26 protein-coding genes and 1 riboswitch are annotated in these 25,576 nt (G+C 74.4%); of the genes, 12 read left to right on the top strand and 14 right to left on the bottom strand.

Annotated features, from left to right (window positions below):
• Positions 1 to 26: 26 nt before the first annotated feature.
• Genes ABD944_RS31715 through ABD944_RS31705 form a run of 3 tightly spaced genes read right to left on the bottom strand, consistent with a single transcriptional unit; the run spans position 27 to position 2,529 of the window.
• Entirely contained in the window at positions 27 to 539 is a 513-nt protein-coding gene (locus ABD944_RS31715; RefSeq protein WP_345182965.1) for a dihydrofolate reductase family protein, read from the bottom strand.
• Positions 536 to 2,029 (bottom strand): MFS transporter, encoded by a 1,494-nt coding sequence (locus ABD944_RS31710; protein ID WP_345182964.1) that lies wholly within the window; start codon positions 2,027 to 2,029, stop codon positions 536 to 538. Before ABD944_RS31710 ends, ABD944_RS31715 begins: the two co-directional genes overlap by 4 nt.
• Positions 2,026 to 2,529 carry an alpha/beta hydrolase fold domain-containing protein gene (locus ABD944_RS31705; RefSeq protein WP_345182963.1) on the bottom strand — a complete coding sequence of 168 codons (504 nt, stop codon included), beginning with the start codon at positions 2,527 to 2,529 and terminating at the stop codon, positions 2,026 to 2,028. Before ABD944_RS31705 ends, ABD944_RS31710 begins: the two co-directional genes overlap by 4 nt.
• Positions 2,530 to 2,637: 108 nt before the next feature.
• Between ABD944_RS31705 and ABD944_RS31700 the strand changes: the two genes are divergently transcribed.
• A complete protein-coding gene (locus tag ABD944_RS31700) occupies positions 2,638 to 3,864 on the top strand; it encodes an alpha/beta hydrolase fold domain-containing protein (protein WP_345182962.1) in 1,227 nt (408 codons plus the stop codon).
• Between the two features lie 67 nt (positions 3,865 to 3,931).
• Here ABD944_RS31700 and ABD944_RS31695 read toward each other — a convergent pair whose 3' ends face one another.
• The 6 genes from ABD944_RS31695 to ABD944_RS31670 form a co-directional block, all read right to left on the bottom strand.
• Positions 3,932 to 4,564: a DUF305 domain-containing protein gene (locus ABD944_RS31695; protein WP_345182961.1), complete on the bottom strand. Its 633-nt coding sequence runs from the start codon at positions 4,562 to 4,564 to the stop codon at positions 3,932 to 3,934.
• 76 nt (positions 4,565 to 4,640) lie between these two features.
• The gene (locus ABD944_RS31690; RefSeq protein ID WP_345182960.1) at positions 4,641 to 5,132 is read right to left on the bottom strand and encodes a DUF6153 family protein; all 492 of its coding nucleotides are present in this window, start codon (positions 5,130 to 5,132) and stop codon (positions 4,641 to 4,643) included.
• Between the two features lie 61 nt (positions 5,133 to 5,193).
• Positions 5,194 to 6,252: an NlpC/P60 family protein gene (locus ABD944_RS31685; RefSeq protein ID WP_345182958.1), complete on the bottom strand. Its 1,059-nt coding sequence runs from the start codon at positions 6,250 to 6,252 to the stop codon at positions 5,194 to 5,196.
• A 3-nt stretch (positions 6,253 to 6,255) separates the two neighbouring features.
• Positions 6,256 to 6,400, bottom strand: a riboswitch (cyclic di-AMP (ydaO/yuaA leader).
• 105 nt (positions 6,401 to 6,505) lie between these two features.
• On the bottom strand, positions 6,506 to 7,441 hold the full coding sequence (locus tag ABD944_RS31680; RefSeq protein ID WP_345182957.1) for a M56 family metallopeptidase: 936 nt from the start codon (positions 7,439 to 7,441) through the stop codon (positions 6,506 to 6,508).
• A 4-nt stretch (positions 7,442 to 7,445) separates the two neighbouring features.
• Positions 7,446 to 7,823 (bottom strand): BlaI/MecI/CopY family transcriptional regulator, encoded by a 378-nt coding sequence (locus ABD944_RS31675; RefSeq protein WP_345182956.1) that lies wholly within the window; start codon positions 7,821 to 7,823, stop codon positions 7,446 to 7,448.
• Between the two features lie 4 nt (positions 7,824 to 7,827).
• Positions 7,828 to 10,020, bottom strand: a complete 2,193-nt coding sequence (locus ABD944_RS31670) for an MMPL family transporter (RefSeq protein ID WP_345182955.1) — start codon at positions 10,018 to 10,020, stop codon at positions 7,828 to 7,830.
• A 165-nt stretch (positions 10,021 to 10,185) separates the two neighbouring features.
• Between ABD944_RS31670 and ABD944_RS31665 the strand changes: the two genes are divergently transcribed.
• The gene (locus tag ABD944_RS31665) at positions 10,186 to 11,406 is read left to right on the top strand and encodes a sensor histidine kinase (RefSeq protein ID WP_345182953.1); all 1,221 of its coding nucleotides are present in this window, start codon (positions 10,186 to 10,188) and stop codon (positions 11,404 to 11,406) included.
• A complete protein-coding gene (locus tag ABD944_RS31660) occupies positions 11,403 to 12,086 on the top strand; it encodes a response regulator (RefSeq protein ID WP_345182952.1) in 684 nt (227 codons plus the stop codon). Before ABD944_RS31665 ends, ABD944_RS31660 begins: the two co-directional genes overlap by 4 nt.
• A 55-nt stretch (positions 12,087 to 12,141) precedes the next feature.
• Here ABD944_RS31660 and ABD944_RS31655 read toward each other — a convergent pair whose 3' ends face one another.
• A complete protein-coding gene (locus ABD944_RS31655) occupies positions 12,142 to 12,735 on the bottom strand; it encodes a TetR/AcrR family transcriptional regulator (RefSeq protein ID WP_345182951.1) in 594 nt (197 codons plus the stop codon).
• A gap of 103 nt (positions 12,736 to 12,838) precedes the next feature.
• On the opposite strand from ABD944_RS31655, the gene ABD944_RS31650 reads away from it, so the two are divergent.
• The 5 genes from ABD944_RS31650 to ABD944_RS31630 all read left to right on the top strand — a co-directional run bounded on the left by ABD944_RS31650 (position 12,839) and on the right by ABD944_RS31630 (position 16,862).
• Entirely contained in the window at positions 12,839 to 13,093 is a 255-nt protein-coding gene (locus tag ABD944_RS31650; protein ID WP_345182950.1) for a hypothetical protein, read from the top strand.
• Between the two features lie 72 nt (positions 13,094 to 13,165).
• A complete protein-coding gene (locus tag ABD944_RS31645; protein ID WP_345182949.1) occupies positions 13,166 to 13,777 on the top strand; it encodes a hypothetical protein in 612 nt (203 codons plus the stop codon).
• A 125-nt stretch (positions 13,778 to 13,902) separates the two neighbouring features.
• The gene (locus tag ABD944_RS31640) at positions 13,903 to 14,988 is read left to right on the top strand and encodes an ABC transporter substrate-binding protein (RefSeq protein WP_345182947.1); all 1,086 of its coding nucleotides are present in this window, start codon (positions 13,903 to 13,905) and stop codon (positions 14,986 to 14,988) included.
• Positions 14,981 to 16,078, top strand: coding sequence for a FecCD family ABC transporter permease (locus ABD944_RS31635; protein WP_345182946.1), 1,098 nt, complete (start codon positions 14,981 to 14,983; stop codon positions 16,076 to 16,078). The genes ABD944_RS31640 and ABD944_RS31635 overlap by 8 nt, the downstream gene beginning before the upstream one ends.
• The gene (locus tag ABD944_RS31630; RefSeq protein WP_345182945.1) at positions 16,068 to 16,862 is read left to right on the top strand and encodes an ABC transporter ATP-binding protein; all 795 of its coding nucleotides are present in this window, start codon (positions 16,068 to 16,070) and stop codon (positions 16,860 to 16,862) included. The genes ABD944_RS31635 and ABD944_RS31630 overlap by 11 nt, the downstream gene beginning before the upstream one ends.
• Before the next feature lie 115 nt (positions 16,863 to 16,977).
• Here ABD944_RS31630 and ABD944_RS31625 read toward each other — a convergent pair whose 3' ends face one another.
• Together ABD944_RS31625 and sigK are read right to left on the bottom strand one after the other, a co-directional pair.
• On the bottom strand, positions 16,978 to 17,697 hold the full coding sequence (locus ABD944_RS31625; RefSeq protein ID WP_345182943.1) for an anti-sigma factor: 720 nt from the start codon (positions 17,695 to 17,697) through the stop codon (positions 16,978 to 16,980).
• Positions 17,694 to 18,284, bottom strand: a complete 591-nt coding sequence (gene sigK, locus ABD944_RS31620; RefSeq protein ID WP_345182942.1) for an ECF RNA polymerase sigma factor SigK — start codon at positions 18,282 to 18,284, stop codon at positions 17,694 to 17,696. Before sigK ends, ABD944_RS31625 begins: the two co-directional genes overlap by 4 nt.
• A gap of 99 nt (positions 18,285 to 18,383) precedes the next feature.
• Here sigK and ABD944_RS31615 point away from each other — a divergent pair, with 99 nt between their 5' ends.
• Together ABD944_RS31615 and ABD944_RS31610 are read left to right on the top strand one after the other, a co-directional pair.
• Positions 18,384 to 19,925, top strand: coding sequence for a molybdopterin-dependent oxidoreductase (locus ABD944_RS31615; protein WP_345182941.1), 1,542 nt, complete (start codon positions 18,384 to 18,386; stop codon positions 19,923 to 19,925).
• A gap of 63 nt (positions 19,926 to 19,988) precedes the next feature.
• Entirely contained in the window at positions 19,989 to 20,618 is a 630-nt protein-coding gene (locus ABD944_RS31610; RefSeq protein WP_345182940.1) for a fasciclin domain-containing protein, read from the top strand.
• A 146-nt stretch (positions 20,619 to 20,764) separates the two neighbouring features.
• Here ABD944_RS31610 and ABD944_RS31605 read toward each other — a convergent pair whose 3' ends face one another.
• On the bottom strand, positions 20,765 to 21,220 hold the full coding sequence (locus ABD944_RS31605; RefSeq protein ID WP_345182938.1) for an STAS domain-containing protein: 456 nt from the start codon (positions 21,218 to 21,220) through the stop codon (positions 20,765 to 20,767).
• A 252-nt stretch (positions 21,221 to 21,472) separates the two neighbouring features.
• Here ABD944_RS31605 and ABD944_RS31600 point away from each other — a divergent pair, with 252 nt between their 5' ends.
• Positions 21,473 to 23,191, top strand: a complete 1,719-nt coding sequence (locus ABD944_RS31600) for a PP2C family protein-serine/threonine phosphatase (RefSeq protein ID WP_345182937.1) — start codon at positions 21,473 to 21,475, stop codon at positions 23,189 to 23,191.
• Positions 23,188 to 24,312 carry a cobalamin B12-binding domain-containing protein gene (locus tag ABD944_RS31595; protein ID WP_345182936.1) on the top strand — a complete coding sequence of 375 codons (1,125 nt, stop codon included), beginning with the start codon at positions 23,188 to 23,190 and terminating at the stop codon, positions 24,310 to 24,312. The genes ABD944_RS31600 and ABD944_RS31595 overlap by 4 nt, the downstream gene beginning before the upstream one ends.
• A gap of 13 nt (positions 24,313 to 24,325) precedes the next feature.
• Here ABD944_RS31595 and ABD944_RS31590 read toward each other — a convergent pair whose 3' ends face one another.
• Positions 24,326 to 25,534 (bottom strand): RNA-guided endonuclease InsQ/TnpB family protein, encoded by a 1,209-nt coding sequence (locus ABD944_RS31590; RefSeq protein WP_345182934.1) that lies wholly within the window; start codon positions 25,532 to 25,534, stop codon positions 24,326 to 24,328.
• Between the last annotated feature and the right edge of the window lie 42 nt (positions 25,535 to 25,576).

Here is a 25,576-nt window from a genome sequence, read left to right as displayed (position 1 = left end):
CGGCCGGACGCGAGCGGCGGCCTCCCCTACCGGACGGGCCGGTAGGTGATCGAGACCGAGCCGGACGGGAACGCGCGGGACGCCGCGCGCTCGAAGGAGACCGGAGCGTCGAAGAGCCGGCCGCCGGAGCCGGCGGCGATCGGGTCGATCACGAGGCGGAGCTCGTCCAGCAGACCGCGGGCGAGCAGGCCGCGCACCAGGGTCGGGCTGCCGGTGACGAGGAGCGTGCCGTCCAGCCCCGCCACCTCGTCGAGTCCGGGGAGCGGCTCGGAGTTCGCCCACTCCAGCGGGGCGTCCGACGAGGTGACGACGTACTTCCGGAAGGCGTTCATGCGCTCGGCCATCGCACCGTCGGCCGTCGGCCAGTAGGCGGCGTGGTCCTCGTAGGTGCGGCGGCCGACGAGGAGGGCGTCCGCCTCGTCCATGCCCGCCATCACGGCCCGGTCCACCTCGTCGTCATGGTGAGGGCCGTGCCACGTCTCCGGGCCTTCGACGACTCCGTCGAGCGTGCTGAACAACTCCGCGACGATCCTTCTCATGAGACCGCTCCTTCGAGGACGGGGTCCGGCGCCGGGGCTTCGGCGGGACCGGGGACGGGCAGGTGCCGGAGCGTCCGCGCGACGAGAACGGCCACGGCGGCCAGCAGGACCGCGCAGACCAGCGCGATCACGTGGAGTTCGGTGGTGAAGGCCGCGCGCGCCTCGGCGACGCCGGAGCCGCGCGCGACGGCGTGGGCGAGGCCTTCCCGGGCGGCGGGCGGCAGGCCGGGCGCGGCCCGGTACACGATCGTGCCGACACTGCCGAGCAGGGCGACGCCGAGGGCGGTGCCGAGCTCGTTGCCGGTCTGCGAGAGCCCGGCCGCCGACCCGGCCCGCTCGGGCGGCAGCGAGCCGAGGACGATGGCGGTGCCGACGCTGACGAGGGGGCCGCTGCCCAGGCAGGTGACGGCGAACGCGGCGGCCAGCGCCGTCGCGTCCGGCGCCGCGGCCACGCCCAGGAACCCCGCGACCGCGACGGCCATCCCGCCCGGCAGCAGCAGCCCCGGCCGGACCCGGCGGCCGAGCAGCGGCGCGGCCTGGAAGGACGCCAGCGCCGCGAGCATCCCGGGCAGCATCACCGCCCCCGTCTCCAGCGGCGACAGGCCGTCCACCAGCTGGAAGCGCTGCGCGATGAACGTCATGGCGCCGCCGGACGCCAGGGGGAAGACGGTCAGCGCCGCCATGACGACCGCGAAGACCCGGCCGCGGAACAGCGAGACGTCCAGCAGCGGGTCGGGCAGGCGCCGCTGGCGGCGGACGAACAGCGCCCCCGCGGCGATCCCGGCGGCCAGCGCGGCGGCGGGCAGCGGGCGCGGCCCGTGCGCGGCCAGCTCCTTGACCCCGTAGACGGCGGGCAGGATCGTCGCCAGCGACAGCGCGACGCTCGCCGCGTCGAGCCGTCCGGCCGAGGGGTCGCGGTGCTCGGGCAGCAGGAACGGGCCGGCCAGCAGCAGCGGGACCATCGCGGGCACGCCGAGCAGCAGCACAGAGCCCCACCAGAAGTGGTCGAGCAGCAGCCCGCCCGCCAGGGGCCCGGCGATCGCGCCGAGCGTGAAGCAGCCCGCCCACACGCCGATCGCGCTCGCCCGCTGCCGGGGATCGGCGAACATCGTCGTGATCATGCCGAGGGTGCAGGGGGTGAGCGCGGCCCCGGCGACGCCGAGCACCGCGCGCGCCGCGATCAGCGCCGCCGTGCGCGCGGCGATCGCGGCCGCGCAGGAGGCGGCCCCGAACGCGGCGGCGCCGGCCAGCAGCAGCCGGCGGCGGCCGATCCGGTCGCCGAGCGCGCCCATCGCGACCAGGAACCCGGCGACCATGAACCCGTACACGTCCATGATCCACAGCTGCTCGGTGCCGCTCGCGCCGAGGGCGACGCTCAGCTCCGGCAGCGCCATGATCATGACGAACATGTCCACCGAGACCAGCAGCGCCGGCAGGGCGAGGACGGCCAGCGCGATCCACTCGCGGCGTCCGGCGCGGGGCGGGGTCATCGGACGCTCCTCTCCTCGACGGGGACGCCCGCGGCCCGCAGGCGCCCGGCGTAGGCGCGCCCGTCGTCGTCCGGGCCGGTGACGACGGTGGCGGCGGCGACCCCGGCCAGGTCGGGCGCGAACCCCGCGGGCAGCCGCGGGCGCACGAGGATCTGCCGCTCCAGCGGCGGCCAGCCCTCGTCGCGGGCCAGCAGGGCGAGCCGGGCGGCGATCGCCGCCCCGCCGCCCTGCCCCGCGACGACCAGGCGCGCGGGCGCGGCGCCGAGTTCGGCGGCGTGGTCGGCGGCCCAGCCGAGCGCGGCCGCCGCGTCGTCCAGCGCACCGGGCCGGGCGGCGTCGAGTTCCGGAGAGAGGGCGACGGCGTGCGGGCCGAGGTCGCCCGGCGTCCCGTCGAAGTGCAGCAGCAGGCGCGTGTCGTCCGTACCGGACCAGCGCACGCCGGCCCGCAGCGGGCCGGACGCGCCGCGCAGGTGGATGTCCACCCGTTTCGTCGTGGTCATGGGTCGACCGTGGCAGCGCGGCCCCTCCGGAGGGAAAGGCCGTTCGCGCATGACGGTCGTGCATGATCGGCATCACCACCGGGGGCGCGGTGCGGCGACAATGGCCGCATGCCGGACGACACCCCGCCGCGCGTGCTCAGGCTGCCCCAGGCGCCGGACGCGATCGAGCTGCGCCATCTCCGCGCGTTCGTCGCCGTCGCCGAGGAGCTGAACTTCGGCCGCGCCGCCGCGCGCCTGTACCTGTCGCAACCCGCGCTGAGCCGCCAGATCAAGGGCCTGGAGCGGCTGGTCGGGTGCGACCTGCTGAACCGCTCGACGCACCGGGTGGAGCTGACCCTCGCCGGAGAGGCCCTGCTCGACCGCGCGAGGACCCTGCTGTCGGGCGTGGACGACGCGATCGCGACGACCCGCTCGATCGGCGGCGAGGCGTCCGGCCGCGCGGGCAGGCTGTGGCGGCCGATCGCCGACCACAACCGCGCGGGCGGCGACCTCGGTCAGATGGGCGTCGAGTACGAGACCCTGCTCGCCGAGTTCGAGCCGCCGCCGGAGGTCGCGGTCAGGCCGGTGAAGGCGGGCGGAGTCCCGGCCCTGCGGCTGGCGCCGCCGGACGCCTCACCGTCGCGCGTCCTCTACCTGCACGGGGGCGGCTTCGTGATGGGCTCGGCGTACGGGTACCGGCCCCTGGCGGGGGCGCTCGCGGTGGCGGCCGGGTGCGAGGTGGTCGTCCCGGACTACCGGCTCGCGCCGGACTTCCCCTTCCCTGCCGCCCTGGACGACGCGGCGGGCGCCTACCTCTGGCTGCTCGAAGCGGCGCCGCCGGAGCGGGTCGTGATCGCCGCCGACTCCTCGGGGGCGAGCCTGGCCCTGTCCCTGCTGCTCGCGCTGAAGGACAAGGGTCTTCCCCTGCCCGGCGGCGCCGCCCTGTTCTGCCCGTGGATCGACCTGGCGCACACCGTCCTGGAGGAGGAGCCGGCCGGCCCCCAGCTCGTGGTGACCGGCCGGATGATGCGCCAGTGCGTCGACCACTACCTCGCGGGCCGCTCCCTGGACGATCCGCTGCTGAGCCCGCTGGCCTCCCCCGGCCGCCTGAGGGGCCTGCCGCCCCTGCTGCTCCAGGCGGGCACGGGCGACCACCTGGTCGGCGACGCCCGCCGCCTGGCGGAGGAGGCGAGCGAGCAGGACGTGGACGCGCGGCTGGAGCTCTACCCGGTGGCCACCCACGGCTTCCACCTGTTCTGGACGTTCCTCCCGGAGGCGGCCCGCGCCCTGGACCAGGCGGGACGCTTCGTCCGCGACGTGACCGCCGCGTCCGCCCGGCACCGCACCGGTTCCTGAGGCAGAGGCGCCTCCGGCACGGAGGCGGGCGGGGCGCGGCGCCGCCCGCCTCCGTGACCGGCGGTCCTCACTGCTTCAGCAGGGACCTCATCTTGGCGATCTCGGCGGTCTGCGAGGAGATGATGGTCGCCGCCATCTGCTTGGCCGGGGGGAACTGCCCGGAGGACTGCTCGGCCTTGGCCATCGCCACGGCGCCCTCGTGATGCTGGATCATCATCGTGAGGAACGCCCTGTCGAACGCCGCGCCCTTGGCCGCCTCCAGTTCCTTCATGTCCTTCTCGCTCATCATGCCGTCCATGCCGTCCGTGCCGCCGTGGTGCATGCCGCCCATGCCGGTCGTGCCAGGCGAGGGGACGGGGGCGCCCCAGGCCTTCAGCCACGCGCCGAGCTGCTGGATCTCCGGTCCCTGCGCCTTCTTGATGTCGGCGGCCAGGGTCTTCACCTCCGCCGACGAGGCGCGGGTGGCGGCGAGGTCGGCCATCTCGATCGCCTGCCGGTGGTGCGGGATCATCATCTGCGCGAACATGACGTCCTGGCCGTTGTGCGGTCCGGCCTGCGCGCCGCCGGCAGGTGCCGAGTGGGCGGGCATGGAGTGGGCGGGCATCGAGTGGCCCGTCGAGCCGCCGTCGTCGCCGTCGCCGCACGCCGCCAGGGCGATCGCCAGGGCCGGGACGGTGATGAGCGCGAACGCTCGCTTCATGGTGGTGAGCCTTCCGTGTCGAGTGCTGTGATCGGTGGTCGGCGGCGGCGCCCGTTTCCGGGCGCCGCTGGACCTGTCACAGCCTCAGCACGCTCAACCTGTGCAGGGAGGGTCTCGGCGGGGGCCGTCCGACCAGGAGGATCCGCACCCGCGGCGGCCGCGACACGGCCATCGGCGGCGACCTCCGCAGGCGCAGCGCCAGGAGGGCCGCGACGAGGGCGAGTGCGAGCAGGGTCAGCATGGCCAGGCAGACCTGGCCGCCGGGGTGGTCGGGGTGGCGGTCGGAGTGATGGCCGCCGGGCCGGTCGCCCCGGGGCGGACGGTGCCCCGCCATCGCTTCGGCGGCGGGGGCGGCGTGCCCGGCGGCCATGGACGTCAGCGGAACGCCGCCCATCTCCGCCGGGCTCGCCGTGGACTGGAAGCCGTGCATCGCCAGCAGCCCGAGGAGCACGAGCAGGCCGGACGCCAGCCGGAGGACGTCCGGGCGCACGGAGCGCCTCGGCCGTCCCACCGGCCGTTCCGCGTGCGCGCCGTCCCGTGCGGGGAGGCCGCCGACGTGCGTGCTCATCTCGCGGACCAGGGTAGCGAAGGGTGATCGGCGGTCACCGGCGGGTCACCGCTTCGAGGGGTCAGGCGACACGGACCCCGCCCGCGAACGGGCGGCCGGCGATGGGGGCGATCTTGACGACGTCGCCGGTCTGCGGCGCGTGGACCATGTTGCCGTTGCCGATGTACATGCCCATGTGGTGCAGGTCGCTGTGGAAGAACACCAGGTCGCCGGGCTTGAGCTGGCTCATGCTCACGTGGGTCCCGGCGTTGTACTGGCTGCCGGTGTAGTGGCCGAGCGTGATGCCGACCTGCGCGTAGGCGTAGAGGGTCAGCCCGGAGCAGTCGAAGCCCTTGATGTTGGCGCCCTGCGCGGTGCCGTAGCTCGGGCCGGACGCGTTGCCGCCGCCCCAGGAGTAGGGCACGCCCTGCTGGGCGAGGGCGGCCCGGACGGCCGTCATGGCCTTGGCCGAGGCCCCGCCGGAGTTGAGGTTGGGGATGGAGGCGGGACCCGTGCCCGCGGTCCTGAAGGTGCCGAGCTGCTTCTCGACCTTCTTGAGCTTGATCTGGAGTTCCCGGCGCTTCTTCCTCGCCTCGCCGGTGAGCGCGCGCACCTGGGCGGCGCGCTGCTCGGCGGCCTTGCGGGACCGGTCGGCGCCCTGCATCACCTGGAGCATCTGGGTGATGCGGACGTCGTTCTGCTTGGCGAAGTAGTTGAGGGTGGCCGACTGGTCCAGGACGGCCTGCGGGTCGGACGACGAGGCGAACGTGATGGCCGGGTCCGCCGGGCCGTTCTTGTAGCTGTCCGCGGCGATCTTCGCCATGCGTTCGCGCGCTTCGTCCAGCGCCTTCTGCTGGCGCAGGGCGCTGCTCTTGGCGAGCTTCGCGGCGTGCTCGGCCTGCTTGAGGCGTTCGCGCAGGCCGTTGTACTGCTCGCTGAGCTTCTCGGCCTCGTCGGCGAGCTTCTCCTGCTGCGCGGTCAGTTGCTTGCGCGTCGGCTTCGGCTCGGCGTGGGCGGGCGCGGGCGCGAGAAGCCCGGCGGACAGCGCGAGGGCGGCCGTCCATGCCGTGACGTCGCCGAGCCGGCGGGTGCGGATCCTGCGGCGGGCTGTCGTTCGGGGGCCGGCAGCTCGTCGCTGCATGCGGTGTCCTCTCCTGTACCGCCTACCGGGTCAGCTGACGGGTTCGGGCCGGAGTCGCCCTACCGTCCCGCGGGACGGACTCACCCCTGAAGATCGGGTCCCCGGTTCCCCGGACGGAGACGTCCGCGGGATTCGGCGCGGTCGCCGGCCGTCCCCGGCGGGGACGTCGGACCGTGACCTCCTACGGAGCGTAGGAGGTTTACGGTCGGTTCGCCACCGAAGCGGCAGATTTCCCCAAATGCCACATTCCGCCTCAGCAGGCCGCGGCGAGCTCCACGACCGCCGCGGCCCCGGCCAGGAGCGGCGCGGCGACCGCCGCCACCGCGAACAGGCCCGCCGCGAGCCGGACGGCGCGCCGCGGCCTCGCCGGGGCGCCCTCCAGCCGCAGCACCCGCTCCATCAGCGCACCGGCGGCCGGCGTGCCCGCCGCGCCGAGCGCCCCCGCGCCGGCGGGCGCCGCCGAGAGCCGGCACAACGCGTCGACCAGCGGCTTCCTGCCGTGGACGCGGACCGCGGCGTCGTCCGCGGCCATCTCCAGCAGCAGCGGCAGCCGCGCCTTCGCGCGCCGGACGGTCGGCAGCCACGGCAGCATGGCGTGGACCAGGTCCAGGGCCAGCAGGAAGACATGGTGGCGCTGGCGCAGGTGCGCGCGCTCGTGCGCCAGGACGGCCCCGAGCTCCTCGGCGCTGAGCGCCCGCTGGGCCCCGGTGCTGACCACGATCGCGCGGTGCCGGGACGGCAGCGAGTACGCCACGGGCACGGGGTGGTCGAGGACGAGGACGTCCGGATGGCGGCGGTCCTCCCGGGCGACCAGCCGCAGCATCTCCCGGTGCCGCCGGCGGTGGCGCACGGCCCGGCCGAGCCTCGGCAGGCCGCGGGCGAGCACGGCGGCGCAGGCCGCGGCGAGGACGGCGGTCGCGACGGCCGCGGCGGCGGTGGCGAGACGGCCGTGATGGGGCAGGCAGTCGCGCAGCCGGGACAGCAGTCCGTGCCCCGGACCCGGCGGCGCGAGCAGCCCCGCCGCCGCGATCCCCGCCGCGGCGATGAACGTCCCCGCGAGGGCGGCCGTCCAGCAGGCGATGGCCGTCCCCGGGCCGACGGCGGAGCGCCTGAGGAGGTCCAGAACGGGCCCCGCGGCGCATCCCAGCAGGACCACCGAGACGACGAGCCCGACCACCAGCGGGATCACGGGATCACGCGTCCTCGCCGGCGGTCCGCCGCCGCAGGGCGTCCAGGAGGTGCCGGGCGTCCTCCGGCGGGACGCTCTCGGCGAACCTCGCCAGGATGGCGCCGTGGTCGGAGGCCTCGCTCAGGGCGTCCAGCATCAGCTCGACCGCGTACTCCTCCCGCGGCCGCGTGGGGCTGTAGCGGAAGGCCGTGCCCTCCTGCGTACGCCGGAGGAGGCCCTTCTGCGCCAGGCGTTCGGCCACGGTCTGCACGGTGTTGTAGGCCAGTGCCCTGTCCGCGTCCTCGTTCAGCTCGGCCAGCAGCTCACGGACCCGCAGCGGGCGGGGCGCCGCCCAGAGCACGTCCATGATGGAGCGTTCGAGCGATCCTCCGAGTGCGGACACGCGGTCACCTCCGTACCGCCCCCATTGTGCCGGACGTCTCCTGGGGGCCGGCCTCCTGGAGCGGGGTCTCTCCAGCGTGGGCGGGTTCCCGGCGGCCCGGCATCCACCAGTTGGCCCTGCCGCACAGCTCCATCACCGCGGGGACGAGGACCATCCGGACGACGGTGGCGTCGACGAGCACGGCGACGGCCATGCCGAGGCCGATCTGCTTGACCGACACGTCGGGGCCGAGCAGGGACGTCGAGAAGACGGCGATCATGATGGCGGCCGCGGCGGTGATGACCTTGGCGGTGCGCGCCAGCCCCCGGGTGACGGCCGTCCGGGTGTCGCCGGTGCGCTCGTACTCCTCCCGGATCCGCGAGATCAGGAAGACCTCGTAGTCCATGGACAGGCCGAACAGCAGCGGGAACATCATCATCGGCACCCAGGTCGTGATCGGCATGGTGGTGGGGAAGCCGAGGGCCTTCCCGAGCCAGCCCCACTGGACGACCGCGACCAGCACGCCGTAGGCCGCGCCGATCGACAGCAGGTTCATCACCGCGGCCTGCAGCGCGATCGTGACCGACCGGACCAGCGCGACCAGCAGCACGAGCGACAGCGCGACGACGACCGCGATCATCAGGGGCAGGCGGGAGCCGACCTCCTCGGCGATGTCGATCGCGCCGGCGTTCGGGCCGCCGACCTGGACGCCGGCGCCGCCGGGCGCCGCGGGCAGGACGTCGTCGCGCAGCCGGTGCACCAGGTCGGCGGTGGCCTCGTCCTGGGCGCCGCTCTTCGGGAAGGCCATGAACGTGGCCGCGCGCCCGTCCTCGCTGATCCGGGGCGGCGTGACGGAGGCGATGCCCTCGGTCCGTCCGACCGCGTCGACGACGGGGCGCAGATCGGCGTCCGGGGATCCGATCCGCGCGGCGAAGATCAAGGGCGCGCCGTAGCCGGGCCCGAAGCCCTCGGACAGGATCGTGTACGAGGTGTGGCTGCTCCGGTCGTGCGGCTGGACGCTGGCGTCGGGCAGGCTCAGCCGCATCGACAGCACGGGGGCGGCGAGCACGAGCAGGCCCGTCCCGGCGAGGACCGCCGCGACCAGCGGCCTGCGCTGCACCACGCCTGCCCAGCGTTCGGCGGGGGGACGGCGCTCGCCGGGGCGCGGGCGCGGCGCGCGGCGCGGCAGCCGCAGCGAGTCGATCCGGCGGCCGGTGAAGCCGAGGAGCGCGGGCAGCAGGGTCACCGCGGCGATCATCGTGACCAGCACGGTCACCGACGCGGCGACGGCCACGCCCGTCATCAGCCGCTGCCCCATGACGACCAGTCCGAGCAGCGCGATCACCACGGTCGTGCCGGCGAACAGCACGGCGTGCCCGGCGGTGGCGATGGCCGTGGCCGTGGCGCCTTCGGGGTCGTCCCCGTCCCGCAGGGCCTCCCGGTAGCGGGTCACGATGAACAGCGCGTAGTCGATGCCGATGCCGAGGCCGACCAGCACGGCGACGAGCACGGTGAAGTCGGGCGCGGGGACGAGGTGCCCCACCAGCTTGATCAGGGCCATTCCGCCGAGGATGGCCGTCAGCGCCGTCGCGATCGGCAGGCCCATCGCGACCAGCGACCCGAAGGAGATGAACAGGATCACCGCGGCGGTCAGCAGGCCCACGCCTTCGGCCGGGCCCTGCTGGGGCGTCTCGGCCTTCTCCGCCCGCTCGCCGCCCAGCCCGAGGAGCAGGCCGTCGCCGGAGGCGTCCTTGACCGCCTCCACCAGGGGCTTGATGTCGGTCTTCTTGGCCGCCTCCTCGGTCAGCGGGATCGTCGTCCGGGCGATGCGGCGGTCGCGCGTCACCAGGTTCGGGTCCTGGTAGGGGGAGGTCACCGGCCCGGTCACGGGCGAGGCGTCCAGGACGGCGACGACCTTCTCGATCCGCCGCCGGGCGGCGGGGTCGTCGATCCCCCGGTCCGCCTTGATCGCCAGGGTCAGGGTGTCGCCCCGCCGCTCGGGGAAGTGCCTCTCGATCAGCTTCTGCGCCTTGGCCGATCCGGAGTCTCCGCCGGAGAAGTCGTTGTCGGGCGCGGCGCCGAAGCCGAAGCCGGCGAACGCCACGGCGACCACGCCGACGAGCCAGGCCAGGAGCACCAGGCGGCGGCGCCGGTGGCAGAAGCGGGCCAGCGCCGCGAGGGCGCCGTCCGGTCGCGGGTCTGCGGAATGCTCGCTCATGGCGGCGATCGTCGCGCCGGCGGGGCGCCCGCCGCGTCTGCCGGACGACGGCGGCGTCTACGCAGTCGGGCGTACGCCGCTCCGCGGGCCGCTCCACCTGGCGGAGGAGCAGGTCGCGCGCCTGAGCGCAGGAGCGTTCGCGCACCACGACAGTAGGATTCCGGCATGGAACGCCGTACCGGGACGTTCTCCCTGCGCGCGGTGACGCACGACACGCTGCTCGCGCTCCTCGTCACCGTGATGCAGGTCCAGGGAACGCTCGGCCGCATCGCCGCCGAAGGGGCGACGCGGCCGCTCGCCGACCTGGGGAACCTCGGATACGCGCTGCTGGTCGTGAGCGGGCTGGCCGTGGCCCTGCGCCGGCGGTGGCCGGCGCCGGTCTTCGCGGTCACCGCGCTCGCCAGCCTCGTGTACTACGGGCTCGACTTCCCGGACGGGCCCGGCTGGCTCGCGCTCTTCGTCTCCCTCTACACCCTCGCGGCCTACGGCGACGGACGCCGGTCACTGGTGATCGCCGGTTCGGGGATCGGCGTGCTGGCCGCCGTATGGCTGTACACGGCGCACGACATCGAACCGCGCGCCGCCATCGGCTGGGTGTTCTTCCGCATCGGCGCGTCGGTCATGAGCGCGGCCCTCGGCGAGTCCGTCCGGTCCCGCCGGGTCATCGCGGCCGAGGCCGAGAAGCGCGCGGAACTGGCCGAACGGACCCGCGAGGAGGAGGCCCGGGCGCGCGTGGACGCGGAGCGCCTCCGGATCGCCCGCGAGGTCCACGACACCGTCGCCCACGCGGTGGCCATCATCAACGTGCAGTCCGGGGTCACCGCGCACGTGCTCGACAAGCGTCCGGAGCAGGCGCGCGAAGCGCTGCGGACCATCGAGCAGACCAGCTCGCGGGCGCTGCGGGAGATGCGCGCCGTCCTCGGCGTCCTGCGCGAGGACGGCGACGGGCGCGCACCGCAGCCCGGCCTGGAGCAGATCGGTGAGCTCACCGCGAAGGCGCGCGAGGCGGGACTCGACGTCACGCTGGAGGCGTCCCCTCCCGCGACGCCGCTGCCGAGCGCGGTGGGAGGCGCCGCCTACCGGATCCTCCAGGAGTCGGTCACCAATGTGATCCGCCATGTCGGCCCCACCCGCGTGACGGTCGCGCTGACCTCCGGGACCGACGCCCTGGAGATCCGCGTGACCGACGAGGGCCGGACCGGGAACGGCACCGCGGGCGGCGCGGCCGCCCCGGACGGCCCTGGCCACGGGATCCTGGGGATGCGCGAGCGCTGCCGGCTGCTCGGCGGCGAGCTCGACGCCGGCCCCACTCCGGGCGGCGGGTTCGAGGTGACGGCCCGGCTCCCCCTCGCCCCGACCGGGCCGCTGCGGGAGGCGGCGCCGTGAGCGCGCCGGCCACGGAGCCGATCAGGGTGCTGCTCGCCGACGACGAGGGGCTGGTGCGGTCGGGGTTCAGGCTGCTCATCGACGTCGAGGACGACATCGCCGTGGTCGCGGAGGCGACCGACGGCGCCCGGGCGGTCGAGCTGGCCCAGGCCACCCGCCCCGACGTCGTCCTCATGGACATCCGCATGCCGAGGCTGGACGGCATCCAGGCCACGGCGCGGATCACCGCGACGCGCGGGCTGGAGGACGTCCGGATCCTCATCCTCACCACCTACGACACCGAGGCCTACGTCTTCGAGGCGCTGCAGGCCGGCGCCAGCGGCTTCCTGCTCAAGGACGCCGGACCGGCGGAGCTCCTGCACGCCATCCGGGTGGTCGCCGCCGGCGAGGCCCTGCTCGCGCCGCGCATCACCAGGCGTCTCATCAGCAAGTTCACCGCGTGGCACACGGCGTCCGCGGACGCCCTGGACCGGCTCGCCCCGCTCACCGAGCGCGAGCGGGAGGTGCTGGCCCTGATCGGACGGGGGCTGAGCAACCAGGAGATCGGCGCCGAGCTGTTCATCAGCCCGGCGACCGCGCGCACCCACGTCAGCCGCACGATGACGAAGCTCGGAGCGCGCGACCGCGCCCAGCTGGTCGTCATCGCCTACCGGACGGGCCTGGTCACCCCCGACGCGTGACCGGGAGCCCCCTCGCCCGCCCTCATCTCGGCGACCGCGGTGACCTCCATCGCGGTCAGCCCGCGGGGTCGCCGAGACGGCGGACGATGCGGACGAGTGCGGCGCGCTGGCCGTCCGGGTCGTCGTCGAGGTCGGGCATCAGCATCCGCCGGAGCTGCGGGGTGGCGAACCACCAGCCGGCCAGGACGATGACGGAGTACAGCAGCTCCCGGGCCGCCAGCCGGGCGTCCAGGCGTCCCGACTCCTGCGCCCGCGCCAGCGCGGCGATCTTCCCGGCGTAGTGGGCGGTCCGCTCGGCCTCGGCCGCCACCGGCTCGCCCTCGGTGGTGTGCAGGCCCTCCCAGTGGAGCAGCCGGACGAAGTGCGGGTGCGCGCGGTGGTAGTCGAAGACCTGCCCGGCGTACTCGCCCAGGTCGGAGGCCGCCTTCGCGTCCAGCGGCACGGCCTCGGCCAGGCGCTCCAGTTCCGTGGTCAGCACGATCGCGAACATCTGCCGCTTGTTGCCGAAGTAGGAGTAGATCCGTTCCTTGTTCACCCCGGCCGTCGCGGCGATCCGGTCCATGCGGGCCGCCTCGGGCCCGTGGGCGGCGAACTCGCCGACCGCGGCGTCCAGGATGAGCCGCTTGGTCCTCGCGGTGTCCCATGCCATGCCCGGAGCCTACCGCAGATTCCAACTAGCGAGTTGGAATCTGCGGCCGGGCGTGGTTAACTCCAACTCGCAAGTTGGATTTACCGGACCACCAGGAGACGCCATGCCATCCGTCCGCACCCCCGCCCCCGCCGTCGCGGCCCCCTCGATCCACCTGCGCGCCCTGTTCACCTGGCTGGCCGTGTACCTCATGATCATGGCCACGCAGATGCTGCTGGGCCCCCTGCTCGGATCGCTCTCGCTGCCGCTCCGGACTCTCGTGGTGACCGGCGTGGTCGTGCCCACCGTCGTGTACGCGCTCGTGCCCGCGATCCTGCGCGCCTACGGCGCGCTGCGCCGCCGCGGCTCCCGCGCCTAGCGGCGTGAGGAGGACGACACCCGGCCGAGGTCGCCCGATCCGTCCGTTCCCGTGTGGGAGTATCCCCACCAGATGGGTCCATGGTCGATGGTGCGCTGGGTGCGCGCGGCGGGCTTCGCCGCCGCGTGCGCCGGGCTGGCCGCGCTCGGGCACCTGGCCGGCGGCGGCGGCTTCGACCGGGCGGCGACGCTGGCCGGGTTCCTGCTCGTGCTCGGCCCCGCGCTGGCGCTGACCGGCCGGGAGCGGACCTTCGCGTCGATCGTGCCCGCCACCGCCGCTTCGCAGGTCGTCCTGCACGTCCTGCTCATGCGCGCCGCCGGGCATCCGCTGGTGGCGGCCCGGCCGGACGCCGCCGCCATGGACGGCGGCGCGGAGCCGATGGCCCACGGCGGCGGTCCCGGTCTGGCGATGCTGCTCATGCACGCGGTGAGCGTGCTGGTCACGTCCGCCTGGCTGGAGTGGGGCGAGGCGCGGCTGTGCGCGCTCGTCCGGGTCCTGGCCGGCTGGGTCCTGCGACCGCTGGTGTTCCTGCTCGCGGTCGCGGCCGGACGATCCCCCGGCCTTCCGCGCCCCGTGCCGCGCGGCCGCTCCGATGAGCGGGCTCCGGCCCGGGACGCCCTCCGGTACGCCGTGGCCCGTCGCGGGCCTCCCGGGACGACCACCGCCCTGGGCGCCACCGCGTGAACCACTGATCTCCCACCGCTCTCAGGGCGACGCATGTCGCCGGGCCCGGCACGACGCCGCCCGGATGTCCTCCGCATCCCTCCCGAGGAGCCGCCGACGGCTCCCGCTGGAAAGAGAGCACGCCCATGAACCGTCCCCTCCTTTCGCGTGCCCTCGCGGCGGCGATGTCCGCCGCGCTGGTGGCGGCGCCGGCCGCCGCCTGCGGCGGCTCCCCCGCCGGCCCCGGCCCGGACGCTGCGTCCGCGACCGGACCGGCGCGCAGGACGTCCTATCCCCTGTCGTTCGACAACTGCGGGACCAGGGTCGCCTTCGCGCGGCCGCCGCGGCGGGTGCTGATCCTCAACGGCACCTCGGTCGGCGAGGTGGAGAGCTTCCTGATGCTCGGCCTGGAGAAGAGCGTCCTCGCCAACGCCCAGACCTACGGCGTGTCCGACGACCCGTCCATGATCGGCCGGATCCGGGCGCTGCCGACCGGCGGGCTGACGATGAACAGGAACTTCGACGTCCCCGCCGAGCAGGTGCTGAGGCTCAAGCCCGACCTCGTGGTCTCCACCTGGTCGGGAGGCTTCGACGCCAAGCGCGGATTCGCCACCCGGGAGCAGCTGGCCGCCGCGGGGATCCCGTCGCTGGTCAACCCGGTCAACTGCGCCAACGGCAAGCCGGACGCCACCGAGGCGGAGAAGCGGGCGTACCGGGCGCAGTCGATCAACTCCTCGCTGGAGTTCCTGGCGCTGCTCGGCCGGATCTTCGACGTCCAGCAGCGCGCCCTGACGGTGATCTCCGGGCTGCGGGCCCGTGTCGAGGCCGTGCGCGCGCGGACGGCCGGCCGGCCCGCCAAGAGGGTCGTCATCGCCTACCCGGGCATGTCCATGATGAACGCCAACGGCCTGCCCGCCGTGATGACCGGAGGCGTCTACGACGACGTCATCCGGGCGGCCGGAGGGGTCAACGCGTTCTCCGGGCGCGGTGAGGACGCCACCCGCACCCTCAACAAGGAGCAACTCGCCACCGCGCGGGTGGACGTCCTGGTGGTCGGGCTGTTCACCCCGGAGGAGAAGGGCGACGCCGAGGCCGCGAAGCTGTTCGCCGCCTACCCGCAGTGGAACGCCTCCAAGACCCGGACGTACACGGTCGTCTCCGACAGCGTCTACCTCGGCCCCCTCAACGCCCTGGGCGTCGAGAAGATCGCCAAGGTGATCGGCGATGCCTGACATCCTCACCCGCGAGGCTCCGGCCCGGGCGCGCGGGCCGCATCTCGTCTCCGGCGCCGGCACCGGCGTCCTGCTGGCCGCGCTCGGCGCCGCCCTGGTCGCGTCCATGGTGCTCGGCATCTCGGTGGGCTCGGTGAACCTTCCGTTCGGGACGGTGTGGAGCGTTCTGTGGGCCCACCTGTCCGGGCGCGGCGACAGCGCCGACCCGCTGCTCGGCCAGGTCGTCTGGGACATCCGCACGCCCCGCGTGCTGCTGGCGGCGCTGTCGGGCGCCGGCCTGTCCGTCGCGGGCGCGGCGCTCCAGGCCCTGGTCCGCAACCCGCTCGCCGACCCCTACGTCCTCGGCGTCTCCTCCGCGGCCTCCCTCGGGGCCGTGCTCGTGCCCGCGCTCGGCGGCACCGCCCTCGGCGGCGCGACCGGCGCGCTGGGCGTGACCGGCGCCGCCTTCGCCGCCGCCCTGCTGTCGGCGCTGCTGGTGTACGCGCTGGCGCAGCGGGCGGGGCGGCTGCTCGACTCGTGGCTGGTCCTGACCGGCGTCGCCGTCGGGTACCTGTGCACCGCCGCGACGACGTTCGTCCAGCTCCAGCTCAACCCGACCGAACTGCAGGGGATGATGTTCTGGCTGATGGGCAGCGTGGCCGGCGCCACCTGGACCGACCTCGGCCTCCCCGCCGCGCTCATCGCGGCCTGCCTGGCCTGCCTGATGCTCCGGGCCCGGCCGCTCAACGCGCTCCTGGCCGGGGAGGACGCCGCGACGGGGATGGGCGTCCCGGTCGCGGCGCTGCGCGTCACGCTGCTGCTGATCGGCTCGCTGCTCGCCGCCACGGTGGTGAGCGTCGTGGGCGGCATCGGGTTCGTCGGCCTGATGGTCCCGCACATGGCCCGGTTCGCGGTCGGCTCCGACCACCGCCGCGTCCTGCCCGTGGCGCTGCTGGGCGGTGCGGTGTTCATGGTGCTGGTGGATCTGGCCGCCCGGATCGCCGACCGTCCCAACGAGCTGCCGGTCGGGGTCTTCACCACGGGGCTCGGGGTCCCCTTCTTCCTGTTCCTGCTGCGCCGCCGCGCCACCGGAGGCACCCATGCGCCTTGATCTGGAAGGGGTGAGCGTCCGGATCGACGCCCGTCCCATCGTCACCGGCGTGTGCCTGAGCGCGGGGCCGGGCGAGTTCGTGGCGCTGGTCGGCCCGAACGGCAGCGGCAAGTCCACCCTGCTCAGGACGGTGTACCGGTCGCTGCGCCCGTCCGGGGGCGTCGTCCGTCTCGGCGGCGAGGACCTGTGGCGGATGTCGCCCCGGCGGGCCGCGCGGCGCCGTGCCGTCCTGCCGCAGCACGGCGGGGCCGGGGGCGACTTCTCCGTCGCGGAGGCCGTCGCCGTCGGCCGGACCGCCCACCAGGGGCCCCTCGACCGCGAGACCCGCGCCGACCGCGCGGCGATCACGGACGCGCTGAGGCGGGTCGGCATGGACCGGGCCGCCGACCGGCTCGTGTCGACCCTCTCCGGAGGAGAACGGCAGCGCGTGCTGCTGGCCAGGGCCCTCGCGCAGGAGGCCCCGCTGCTGATCCTGGACGAGCCCACCAACCATCTCGACGCCGGCGCGCAGTTCGCCCTGCTCGACCTGATCCGCTCACTCGGGCTCACGCTGCTGGCGGCCCTCCACGACCTGGACCACGCCGCCGCCTACGCCGACCAGGTCGTCGTCCTGCGCGACGGCGCGGTCGCCGGGCACGGTCCGCCCCTCCAGGTGCTGACACCCGAGTTCATCCAGGACGTCTTCGGAGTGCGCGCCCACATCGGCCCGCACCCCATCACGGGCCGTCCCCACATCGCCCTGGCCTCGCCCGGGCCCGTGGAGGTGAGCGACGCGGGCGCGTGACGTCACGGCCGGCGGGGTCGCAGGGCCGAGTCGGCAGGCCGGCGCGGTACCGGCCGAGGGTGGAAGGCCCGCCGCCGGAGGTCGTCTCGTCCGGCGGCGGGCCGGTCCCGGGCCCTCAGCCGACGGCGAGGGTCAGGATCGGGGCGCCGCTCGGCCGGGCCGAGCCGCCGGCGGGCTCGACCGTCACGCCGATGCGCCGGGCGCCGCCGAGTCCGGTGGCGATCACCGGGCGGTCCGACTCCGCCGGGTTCATCGTCCCGGCCGAGCGCGGAGCGGCCGGGCCGAGCCACCACATCTGGTACGTCCTGGCCGACGGCAGGGGCGGCATCCGGTTCGTGGTGACGACGGCCTTGCCGAGCGAGCGCGACGAGACGACCGTGACGGTGGCGGCGTCCGGCGTCCGGACGGTGGAGGTGCGCGCGTCCGGCGCGCTCATCACCGCGGCGACCTGCCGGTTCAGGGACTGCTCGCGTTCCGCGGACCGCTGGACCCGCCATGCCGCGCCGGCGCCCGCCAGCGCCAGCACCAGCACCAGGCAGGCCGCGGCGGCCAGCCAGACCGGCCCGCGCGCCCGGGGGGACGGCAGGCGCCGGGCGAGCGGCGGCGACTGCCGGGTCCGGGCGATCTCCGCCATGACCCGTCCGCGCAGCTCGTCCGGCGGGCGGCGCGCGGCCGCCAGCGCCAGCCGGGCCGCGGTCTCGCGGAATCCGGCGGCCTCGTCGGCGCAGGCCGCGCAGCCCCGCAGGTGGCGCTCGAACCGGCGCCGCTCGGTGTCGGCGAGGGCGTCCAGCGCGTAGGCGCCGGCGAGGCGGTGCGTGTCGAGGTCGTGGGTCATGGCTGCACTCCCAGGCAGTCACGCAACCGGATGAGTCCGTCGCGCATCCGGGTCTTGACGGCGGCGAGGCCGACGCCGAGCAGTTCGGAGACCTCGCGGTAGGTGTAGCCGCCGTAGTAGGCGAGCGTGATCGACTCACGCTGGGTCCCCGTCAGGCCCCGCATGCAGCGGCGCACCTGCTGGTGCTCCAGCCGGACCCCGACCTCCTCGGCGACCTCGTCGTACTCGCGCGCCGGCGCGCCGGCGCGCTCCTCGCGGTCCCGGTCGGCCTGGCTGGAGCGGACCCGGTCAACGGCGCGGCGGTGCGCCACGGTCAGCGCCCACGACGTCGCGCTGCCGCGTTCCGGACGGTAGTGCGAGGCCTTGCGCCACAGCTCGACCAGCACGTCCTGGGCGATCTCCTCCGCCTGCGCGGGATCGCGGACGACCCGCAGCGCCAGCCCGTAGACGGGCCCGGACAGGCGTTCGTACACGTCCCCGAACGCTTCCCGGTCGCCGCGGGCGACGCGGCCGAGCAGCTCGGCCAGGTCCGGCGGCTCCACGCCGACCGCCCCCGCCGGGCGCGGTCCGATGCCCGCTTCGCTCATCTCCACACTGATGATTCGATGCGGACGGCCTGCCGGATGGGTCCGGATCTCGAAAAAATCGCGACCCATCCACCTGCCGTCCGGCCCCGAACACCGGTCGTGACAGACGAACGAGCGACCGGGCCCCTGCGGTGGGCCGCCGCCGGGCTGAGCGGCCTGGCGGCCGCCGCGGCCGCGATGGGCGTCGCGGAGCTGACGGCCGGCGCGCTCGGACGGGTGTCGTCCTCGCCGCTGCTCGCGGTCGGCGCGGGCTTCGTCGACCTCACCCCGGGGTGGCTCAAGGACTTCGCGATCCGCCGTTTCGGCGGCGACGACAAAACGGTCCTGCTGGTCGGGCTCGGCATCGGAGTCGTCGCGGCGGCCCTGGCCATCGGGGCGCTGAGCCGGCGCCGGCTCGCGTGGGCCCTGATCGGGCTCGGCGCGTTCGGGGCCGTCGGGGCCGTCGCGGCGCTGACCCGGCCGGTCGCCGGGCCCGCCGACGCGGCGCCGTCCGCCGTCGGCGCGCTGGCGGGCATGGCCGCGCTGACCGCGCTGGTCCGCGCCGCCCGCCCCGAGGACACCGGCCCCGGAACGGAGGTGGATCGGCGGCGCGTGCTGCTGACCGGGGCCGGAGTGATCGGCGTCGCCGCGGCCGGCGGTGCTTGTGGGCGGGCACTGCTGCGCCGCGGCGACGTCACCTCCGTCCGGGCCGGCCTGCGGCTGCCGCGTCCGGCGAGCGCGGCGCGTCCGGTGCCCCCGGGCGCGCAGGTGCGGGCGGCGGGGATGACGCCGTTCCAAACGGCCGTCCGGGACTTCTACCGCGTCGACACCGCGCTCACCCTGCCCCAGGTCGACCCGCGCGACTGGACGCTGCGCATCCACGGCATGGTCGGCCGCCCCGTCGAGATGTCGTTCGACGACCTGCTGCGTGAGGCACTGATCGAACGCGACATCACCCTGGCGTGCGTATCCAACCAGGTCGGCGGCGACCTCGCGGGCAACGCGCGCTGGCTGGGCGCCCCGCTCGCGCCGCTGCTGCGCAGGGCGGGAATCCACTCCGGCGCCGACCAGATCCTGTCCCGCTCGGCCGACGGCATGACGCTGTCCACCCCGATCGAGACGATCCTCGACGGCCGGGACGCGATGCTCGCCGTCGGCATGAACGGCGAGCCGCTGCCGATCGCCCACGGCTTCCCCGCGCGCATGGTCGTCCCGGGCCTCTACGGCTATGTCTCGGCCACCAAGTGGGTGGTCGACCTCAAGGTCACGCGCTTCGCGACCGACCGCGCGTACTGGACGGAGCGCGGCTACGCCGAGAACGCGCCGGTCAAGACGTTCTCCCGGATCGACGTGCCGAGGCCGCTCGCCGCCGTGAAGGCGGGACGCGTCGCCGTCGCGGGCACCGCGTGGGCGCAGCACCGCGGCGTCGACGCCGTCGAATGGCAGGTCGACGACGGCCCCTGGCGGGAGGCGCGGCTCGCGCCCGTCCCCGGCCTGGACACATGGCGGCAGTGGGTCGCCGACTGGGACGCCGCTCCCGGCTCCCACACGCTCCGCTGCCGCGCCACCGACGGGACCGGCCGCACGCAGCCCGGGCACCGCGCCCCGCCGTCCCCGGACGGCGCCACCGGATGGCATTCGGTGGTGGTCACCGTGACCTGAGCCCGTCCGCATCCGAGCCAGTGAAAGTCACCGACGAGAAGTCACCGACAAGAGGAGTTCCCCATGTACCGCAACCGCATCGTCGCCGGCGTCCTCGCGGCGACCGCCCTCGCCACCGGCGCGGCGGCCTGCTCCGGCGACGACAAGGGCGACGCCGCCGCCGCTCCGGCCGGATCGTCCGCGCCGGCCGCCTCGCCGAGCGGCGCGCCGTCCGCCGGCGGGCCGTTCGGGCCCGCGTGCTCGGCCGTCCCGGCGTCCGGCAAGGGCAGCTTCCAGGGCATGGCCGCCGACCCCGTCGCGACCGCCGCGTCCAACAACCCGGTGCTGTCCACGCTGGTCGGCGCCGTGAAGAAGGCCGGCCTGGTGGACACGCTCAACTCGTCGAAGAACATCACCGTGTTCGCGCCCACCAACGACGCGTTCAAGAAGATTCCGAAGGAGACGCTCGACAAGGTCCTGTCGGACAAGAAGACGCTGACGGGCATCCTCACCTACCACGTGGTCGGCCAGCAGGTCGCGCCGGACGGGCTGGGGGCGGGCGACTTCAAGACGCTGAACGGCGCCATGCTCAAGAGCAGCGGCTCGGGCGACTCCTACACCGTCGGCGACGACGCCAAGGTCGTCTGCGGCAACGTCCAGACCGCCAACGCGACCGTCTACATCATCGACAGCGTCCTGATGCCGCCCAAGTGATCCCCCGGCCGCAGAGCCCCCGGGCAATGCCCGGGGGCTCTGCCATGCCAGGCGCGGGCAGCGCCTTTACAGACGGGTTTCGGTACCCGGAGCGACAGGGATATATCTCGGTCGAGATATGCGGCGCGCTCGCCGGCCGGCCCCTTTCAGGAGGCGTCCTGGCGCGCGTTGGGCACCAGCGGCGAGGGCCGCGCGCCGCCCTGACCGTCGACGATCCTGGCCAGCGCGTGCCGCAGCGTCGGGCTGATCAGCATGTGCGCGTCGAGGCCCGTGCGTTGCAGGATCCGCTGGCACACCGGGCTCGGACGGCTGAGGACCAGCCGGCCCTGCCGGGCCGTGACGGTCTTCCACACGCCCACCAGCGCCCCCAGTCCGGAGGAATCGCAGAACCTCACGTCCTGGAGGTCCAGGACGATCCGCCCCACACCCTCCGAGTGAGAAAGGACATGTTCCCGGAAGGCATCGGCCGTCAGGTAATCGATTTCACCTTCCACGCTGAAGAGAATGCAGGTGTCGCGGTTCTCGACGCGCATTCGGAGTCGGTCTTGAGAGTCGTGCCACAGCCGAAGCGACGTATCATTTCCGTCGTGCACCGCGTCCATCACCAGACTCAACCTCCCGTTGGGCCGAGGCTACCCCGGAACGCGGAGAGCATTCATGAGGCGCCGGTCACGGGCCTCCGATCATGCCGCTGAGCTGGTCGTCCTCCCGCCGAACAGGGTCCGCGGACAAGATGGAACGAATCTTTGCCTTCCGGCAACTGTCTTGTTGCGGTTAGGGTGGTGGCGAGGACAAGATCCTCGTTTGGCGGCTCAGCTGAGGAAGGAAGTGGTCCCGCCGCAGGCTGCGACGTGATGGAACTGACTCAAGGCATCGACGGCACTCGGCGCGTTCTCGACCCCGCGCTGGGGCCCGGCCCGTACCCCGCGCTCGCGGTGAATCCGAGCGGTACCGTCACGCGGCTCAACGACGCGGCGCGCCTGCTGCTCGGCATGATCCCGGGCGCCGTCCTGGACGACGCGGCACCGGCCTGGCTGGCCGAGGCCCACCACGCACTGGCCATCGATCCCCTCCCCGAGATGACCGCGGCCGAACTGTCGCACCCCGGCGCCCCTCGGCCGGTCGCGCACGGTCCGATCGGCGACCGCGCCTACGAGGCCCACGGCGTGCCCGACGAGGTCCACGACGATCCCGGCACTCCGCCGGGCCCCCCGGCCGGGACGGTCTGGTGGCTGTTCGACGTCACCGAGCACCGGCGCCTGGAACGGGAACTCGCCGACGAGCGCGAACGCACCGCCTTCCTGGCGGAGGCGTCCGGCCAGCTGCTGGCGTCGCTGAACCTGGAACGCTGCATGGAGGTGACGGTCCAGCTGGCGGCGCGGCACCTCGCCGACGCCGCGCTGGTGATCGCGCCCGCTTCCGGACGCGCCTACCCCGTCTCCTACTGCGGCCCCGACGGCCAGGTGGACCATCAGGAGCTCGTGGTGGACCCCTCGGAGGTCCCCGGCCTCGCGGAGGCGATGCAGGGCTTCCCGCCGATGCCGTCCCGCTGGCTCGACCCGATGGGCGCGCCTCCCTGGATCCTCCGCGCCGACCTCGGCGGTCTCGGCGCGATGGTGGTGACCGCGCTTCCGGGGCACGGCGTGCCCGCGGGGGCGCTGGTGCTGCTCCGGCGCGGCGGGCAGCGCGCCTTCTCCGAGGGCGAGGAGTTGATCGCGCGCCTGTTCGCGGCCCGCGCCGGCGCGGCGATGTCGGCCGCCCGCGTGTACGCCGAGCAGGCGTCCATCACCGAGACGCTGATGCGCGAGCTGCTGCCGCCGCGCACCCAGCACCTCGACGAGGTGGAGCTGGCGGCCCGCTACCGGCCGTCCGGCGCCGGAGAGCGCGTCGGAGGGGACTTCTACGACCTGCACCCGGCGGCCGAGAGCTCCGACGCGGAGCAGGAGTCGATGGTCGTGCTGGGCGACGTGTGCGGCAAGGGCCTGGAGGCCGCCGTGCTCACCGGCAAGATCCGCAACACGCTGCAGGCGCTGCTCCCGCTGGCCGACGACCACAGGCGCGTGCTGGAGCTGCTGAACGGGACGCTGCTGAGCAGCGAGTCCACCCGCTTCGTGACCCTCGTGCTGGCCTCGATCCGGCGGGAGGGCAGTCACGTGCGGCTGCGCCTCACGAGCGCGGGCCACACCCGCCCGCTGATCGTGCGGGCCGGCGGCCAGGTCGAGACCCCCGACACCGGCGGGTCGCTGATCGGCGTGCTGGACAAGATCTCCTCCAGGTCCGCCACCGTGCTGCTGGAGCCGGGCGACACGTGCCTGCTCTACACCGACGGCATCACCGAGGCCTTCGGCGGCCCGCTGGGCGACGAGATGTTCGGCGACGAGCGACTGCGCGCCGAGCTCGCCCGCTGCGGCGGCATGCCCCCGGAGGCCCTCGTGGAACGGGTGCACATGCTCGCCGCGGAATGGGTGGGCGGCGGCAAGCACGACGACATGGCCGTGGTCGCCATCACCGCTCCCCGGCGCTTCCACCTGAGCGCCGTAGGAGGGCAGGGCCCGGGGAGGTTCACCGCGTGACCGCGACCGCACGGACTCCCGCGGCTCCCCCCGGATCCGACGGGTGGGCGGACGGACTCTGGGACGCCGTCATCGCCGGCGACGAATACGCCGCCGCCGACGCCGTCACGACCGCGCTCGACCGGGGAACGGACGCCGAGACCATCCTCCTGGAGATCATCGCGCCGCTCCAGGCCCGGGTGGGCCGGGAGTGGGCGGCGAACCGGCTCACCGTCGCCCAGGAGCACACCGCGACGGCGATCAACGAGCGGACGATCGCGGCGCTGGCGCACCATCCGGCCGTCCGCGAGTCGCCGGCGCGCCGCGGCGAGGGGTCGCGCGGCCGGGTGGCGGTCGCGTGCATCGACGGCGAGTGGCACGCGCTGCCCGCGCGGATCCTGGCCGAGGTGCTGCGGCTGCGCGGCTGGCGGGTCGACTACCTCGGCGCCCAGGTGCCGACCGCGCATCTGATCGCCCACGTGCACCGGACGAACCCGGCCGTGGTGGCGCTGTCGTCCTCGATCGCCACGCGGCTGCCGTCCGCGCACGCCGCCATCACCGCGTGCCAGGCGACCGGCACCCCCGTCCTGGTGGGCGGCGCCGCGTACGGGCCGGACGGCCGGTACGCCGCACTGCTCGGCGCCGACGGCTGGGCCGCCGACGCCCGCTCCGCGGCCGACCGGCTGGCGGAGGGGCCGCTGCGCAAGCCGCCGCCCGTCCACCAGGTCATCGACGACCTGCCGCACCTGGCCGACCAGGAGTACACGCAGATCAGCCGGACCGCGCGCGGGCTCGTGCGGCACGTGATGACCGAGCTGCCGAAACGCTTCCCGGCGATGGCGGACTACACCGACCAGCAGCTCCGCCACACCGCCGAGGACATCGCCCACATCGTCGACTTCCTCGGCACCGCCCTCTACGTGGACGACCCGGACCTGTTCACCGGATTCATCGGCTGGACGGCGGGCATCCTCTCCGCGCGCGGCGTGCCCGCCCGGAGCCTCCTGCCGGGTCTGGAGCTGCTGGCCGAGCAGCTCGTCGACTACCCCCGGGCCGCCGACCTGCTCTCCCGCGCCTGCGACACCCTCCAGCACCCCCCGCCGACCACCGACGATGCCGCCGCCGAAGGAAGGAATGCTTGACTTCCTCCTCTGCCTATGGGCGGGAGGTTCCAGCGATCGCCCGCTGGGTTTCCTGCTTCGCCGACGACCGCCTCGTCCGGGAGGCGTCCCGTTGAGGTCTTACACCGTCTCCACAGGCGGTCACCGCCAGCCCGGCGGCCAGGATGTTGCGCGCGGCGTTCACGTCGCGGTCATGCACGGCTCCGCACTCGCACGTCCATTCGCGGACGTCCAGCGGCAGCTTCGCGCGCACCGTGCCGCAGGTTCCGCACAACTTGGAGGAGGGGAACCAGCGGTCGACCACGACCAGGTCGCGGCCGTACCAGGCGCACTTGTACTCCAGCATCGTGCGGAGCGCCGCCCACGCCGTATCCGAGATGGCGCGGGCGAGTCTGCGGTTCTTGAGCAGGTTGGCGACGGTGAGGTCCTCGATCACGACCGTTTGGTTCTCACGGACGAGACGAGTCGACAGTTTGTGCAGGAAGTCGCGGCGCCGATCGGCGATCCGCGCGTGCACGCGGGCGACCTTGCGGCGGGCCTTGTCCCGGTTCGCCGAACCCGGGGCCTTTCGCGACAGCTCCCGCTGCGCCTTGGCCAGGCGGGCGCGGTCGCGCCGCTCGTGCCGGGGGTTGGCGATCTTCTCCCCGGTCGACAGGGTCACCAGCGAAGTGATCCCGGCGTCGATCCCGACCGCCGCGTCCGTGGCGGGGGCGGAGGCGACGGAGTCCTGGCACAGCAGGGACACGAACCAGCGCCCGGCACTGTCGCGCGACACCGTCACCGTGGACGGCTCCACACCCTCGGGCAGCGGACGCGACCAGCGGATGTCCAGCGGCGCGGACATCTTCGCCAGGGTAAGGCGCCCGTCGCGCCAGGTGAAGGCGCTGCGGGTGTACTCGGCCGACGCACGCGACCGCTTGCGCGACTTGAAGCGCGGATAGGCGGCCCGCTTGGCGAAAAAGTTGGCGAACGCCGTCTGAAGATGGCGCAGCGCCTGCTGGAGCGGGACGCACGACACCTCCGCCAGGAAGGCGAACTCCGCCGTCTTCTTCCACTGTGTCAACGCGGCCGACGACTGCACATAGGAGATTCGGCGCCGCTCGCCATGCCAGGCCCGGGTGCGCTCCTCCAGCGCCATGTTGTACACCAGCCGCACACACCCGAACGTGCGCGACAACTCAGCCGCCTGCTCACCGGTGGGATAGAAGCGGTACTTGAACGCCCGCCTGACCTGGCGCGCCATGCACCACGTTCTAGCAGCCGCGGAGCCCGCCGACCCCGCGGA

It is taken from the genome of Actinomadura verrucosospora (assembly GCF_039540335.1).
Taxonomy (GTDB): Bacteria; Actinomycetota; Actinomycetes; order Streptosporangiales; family Streptosporangiaceae; genus Spirillospora; species Spirillospora verrucosospora.
Note: the sequence above shows the minus strand (reverse complement) of the source record. Positions and strands in the feature narration are given on the sequence as shown.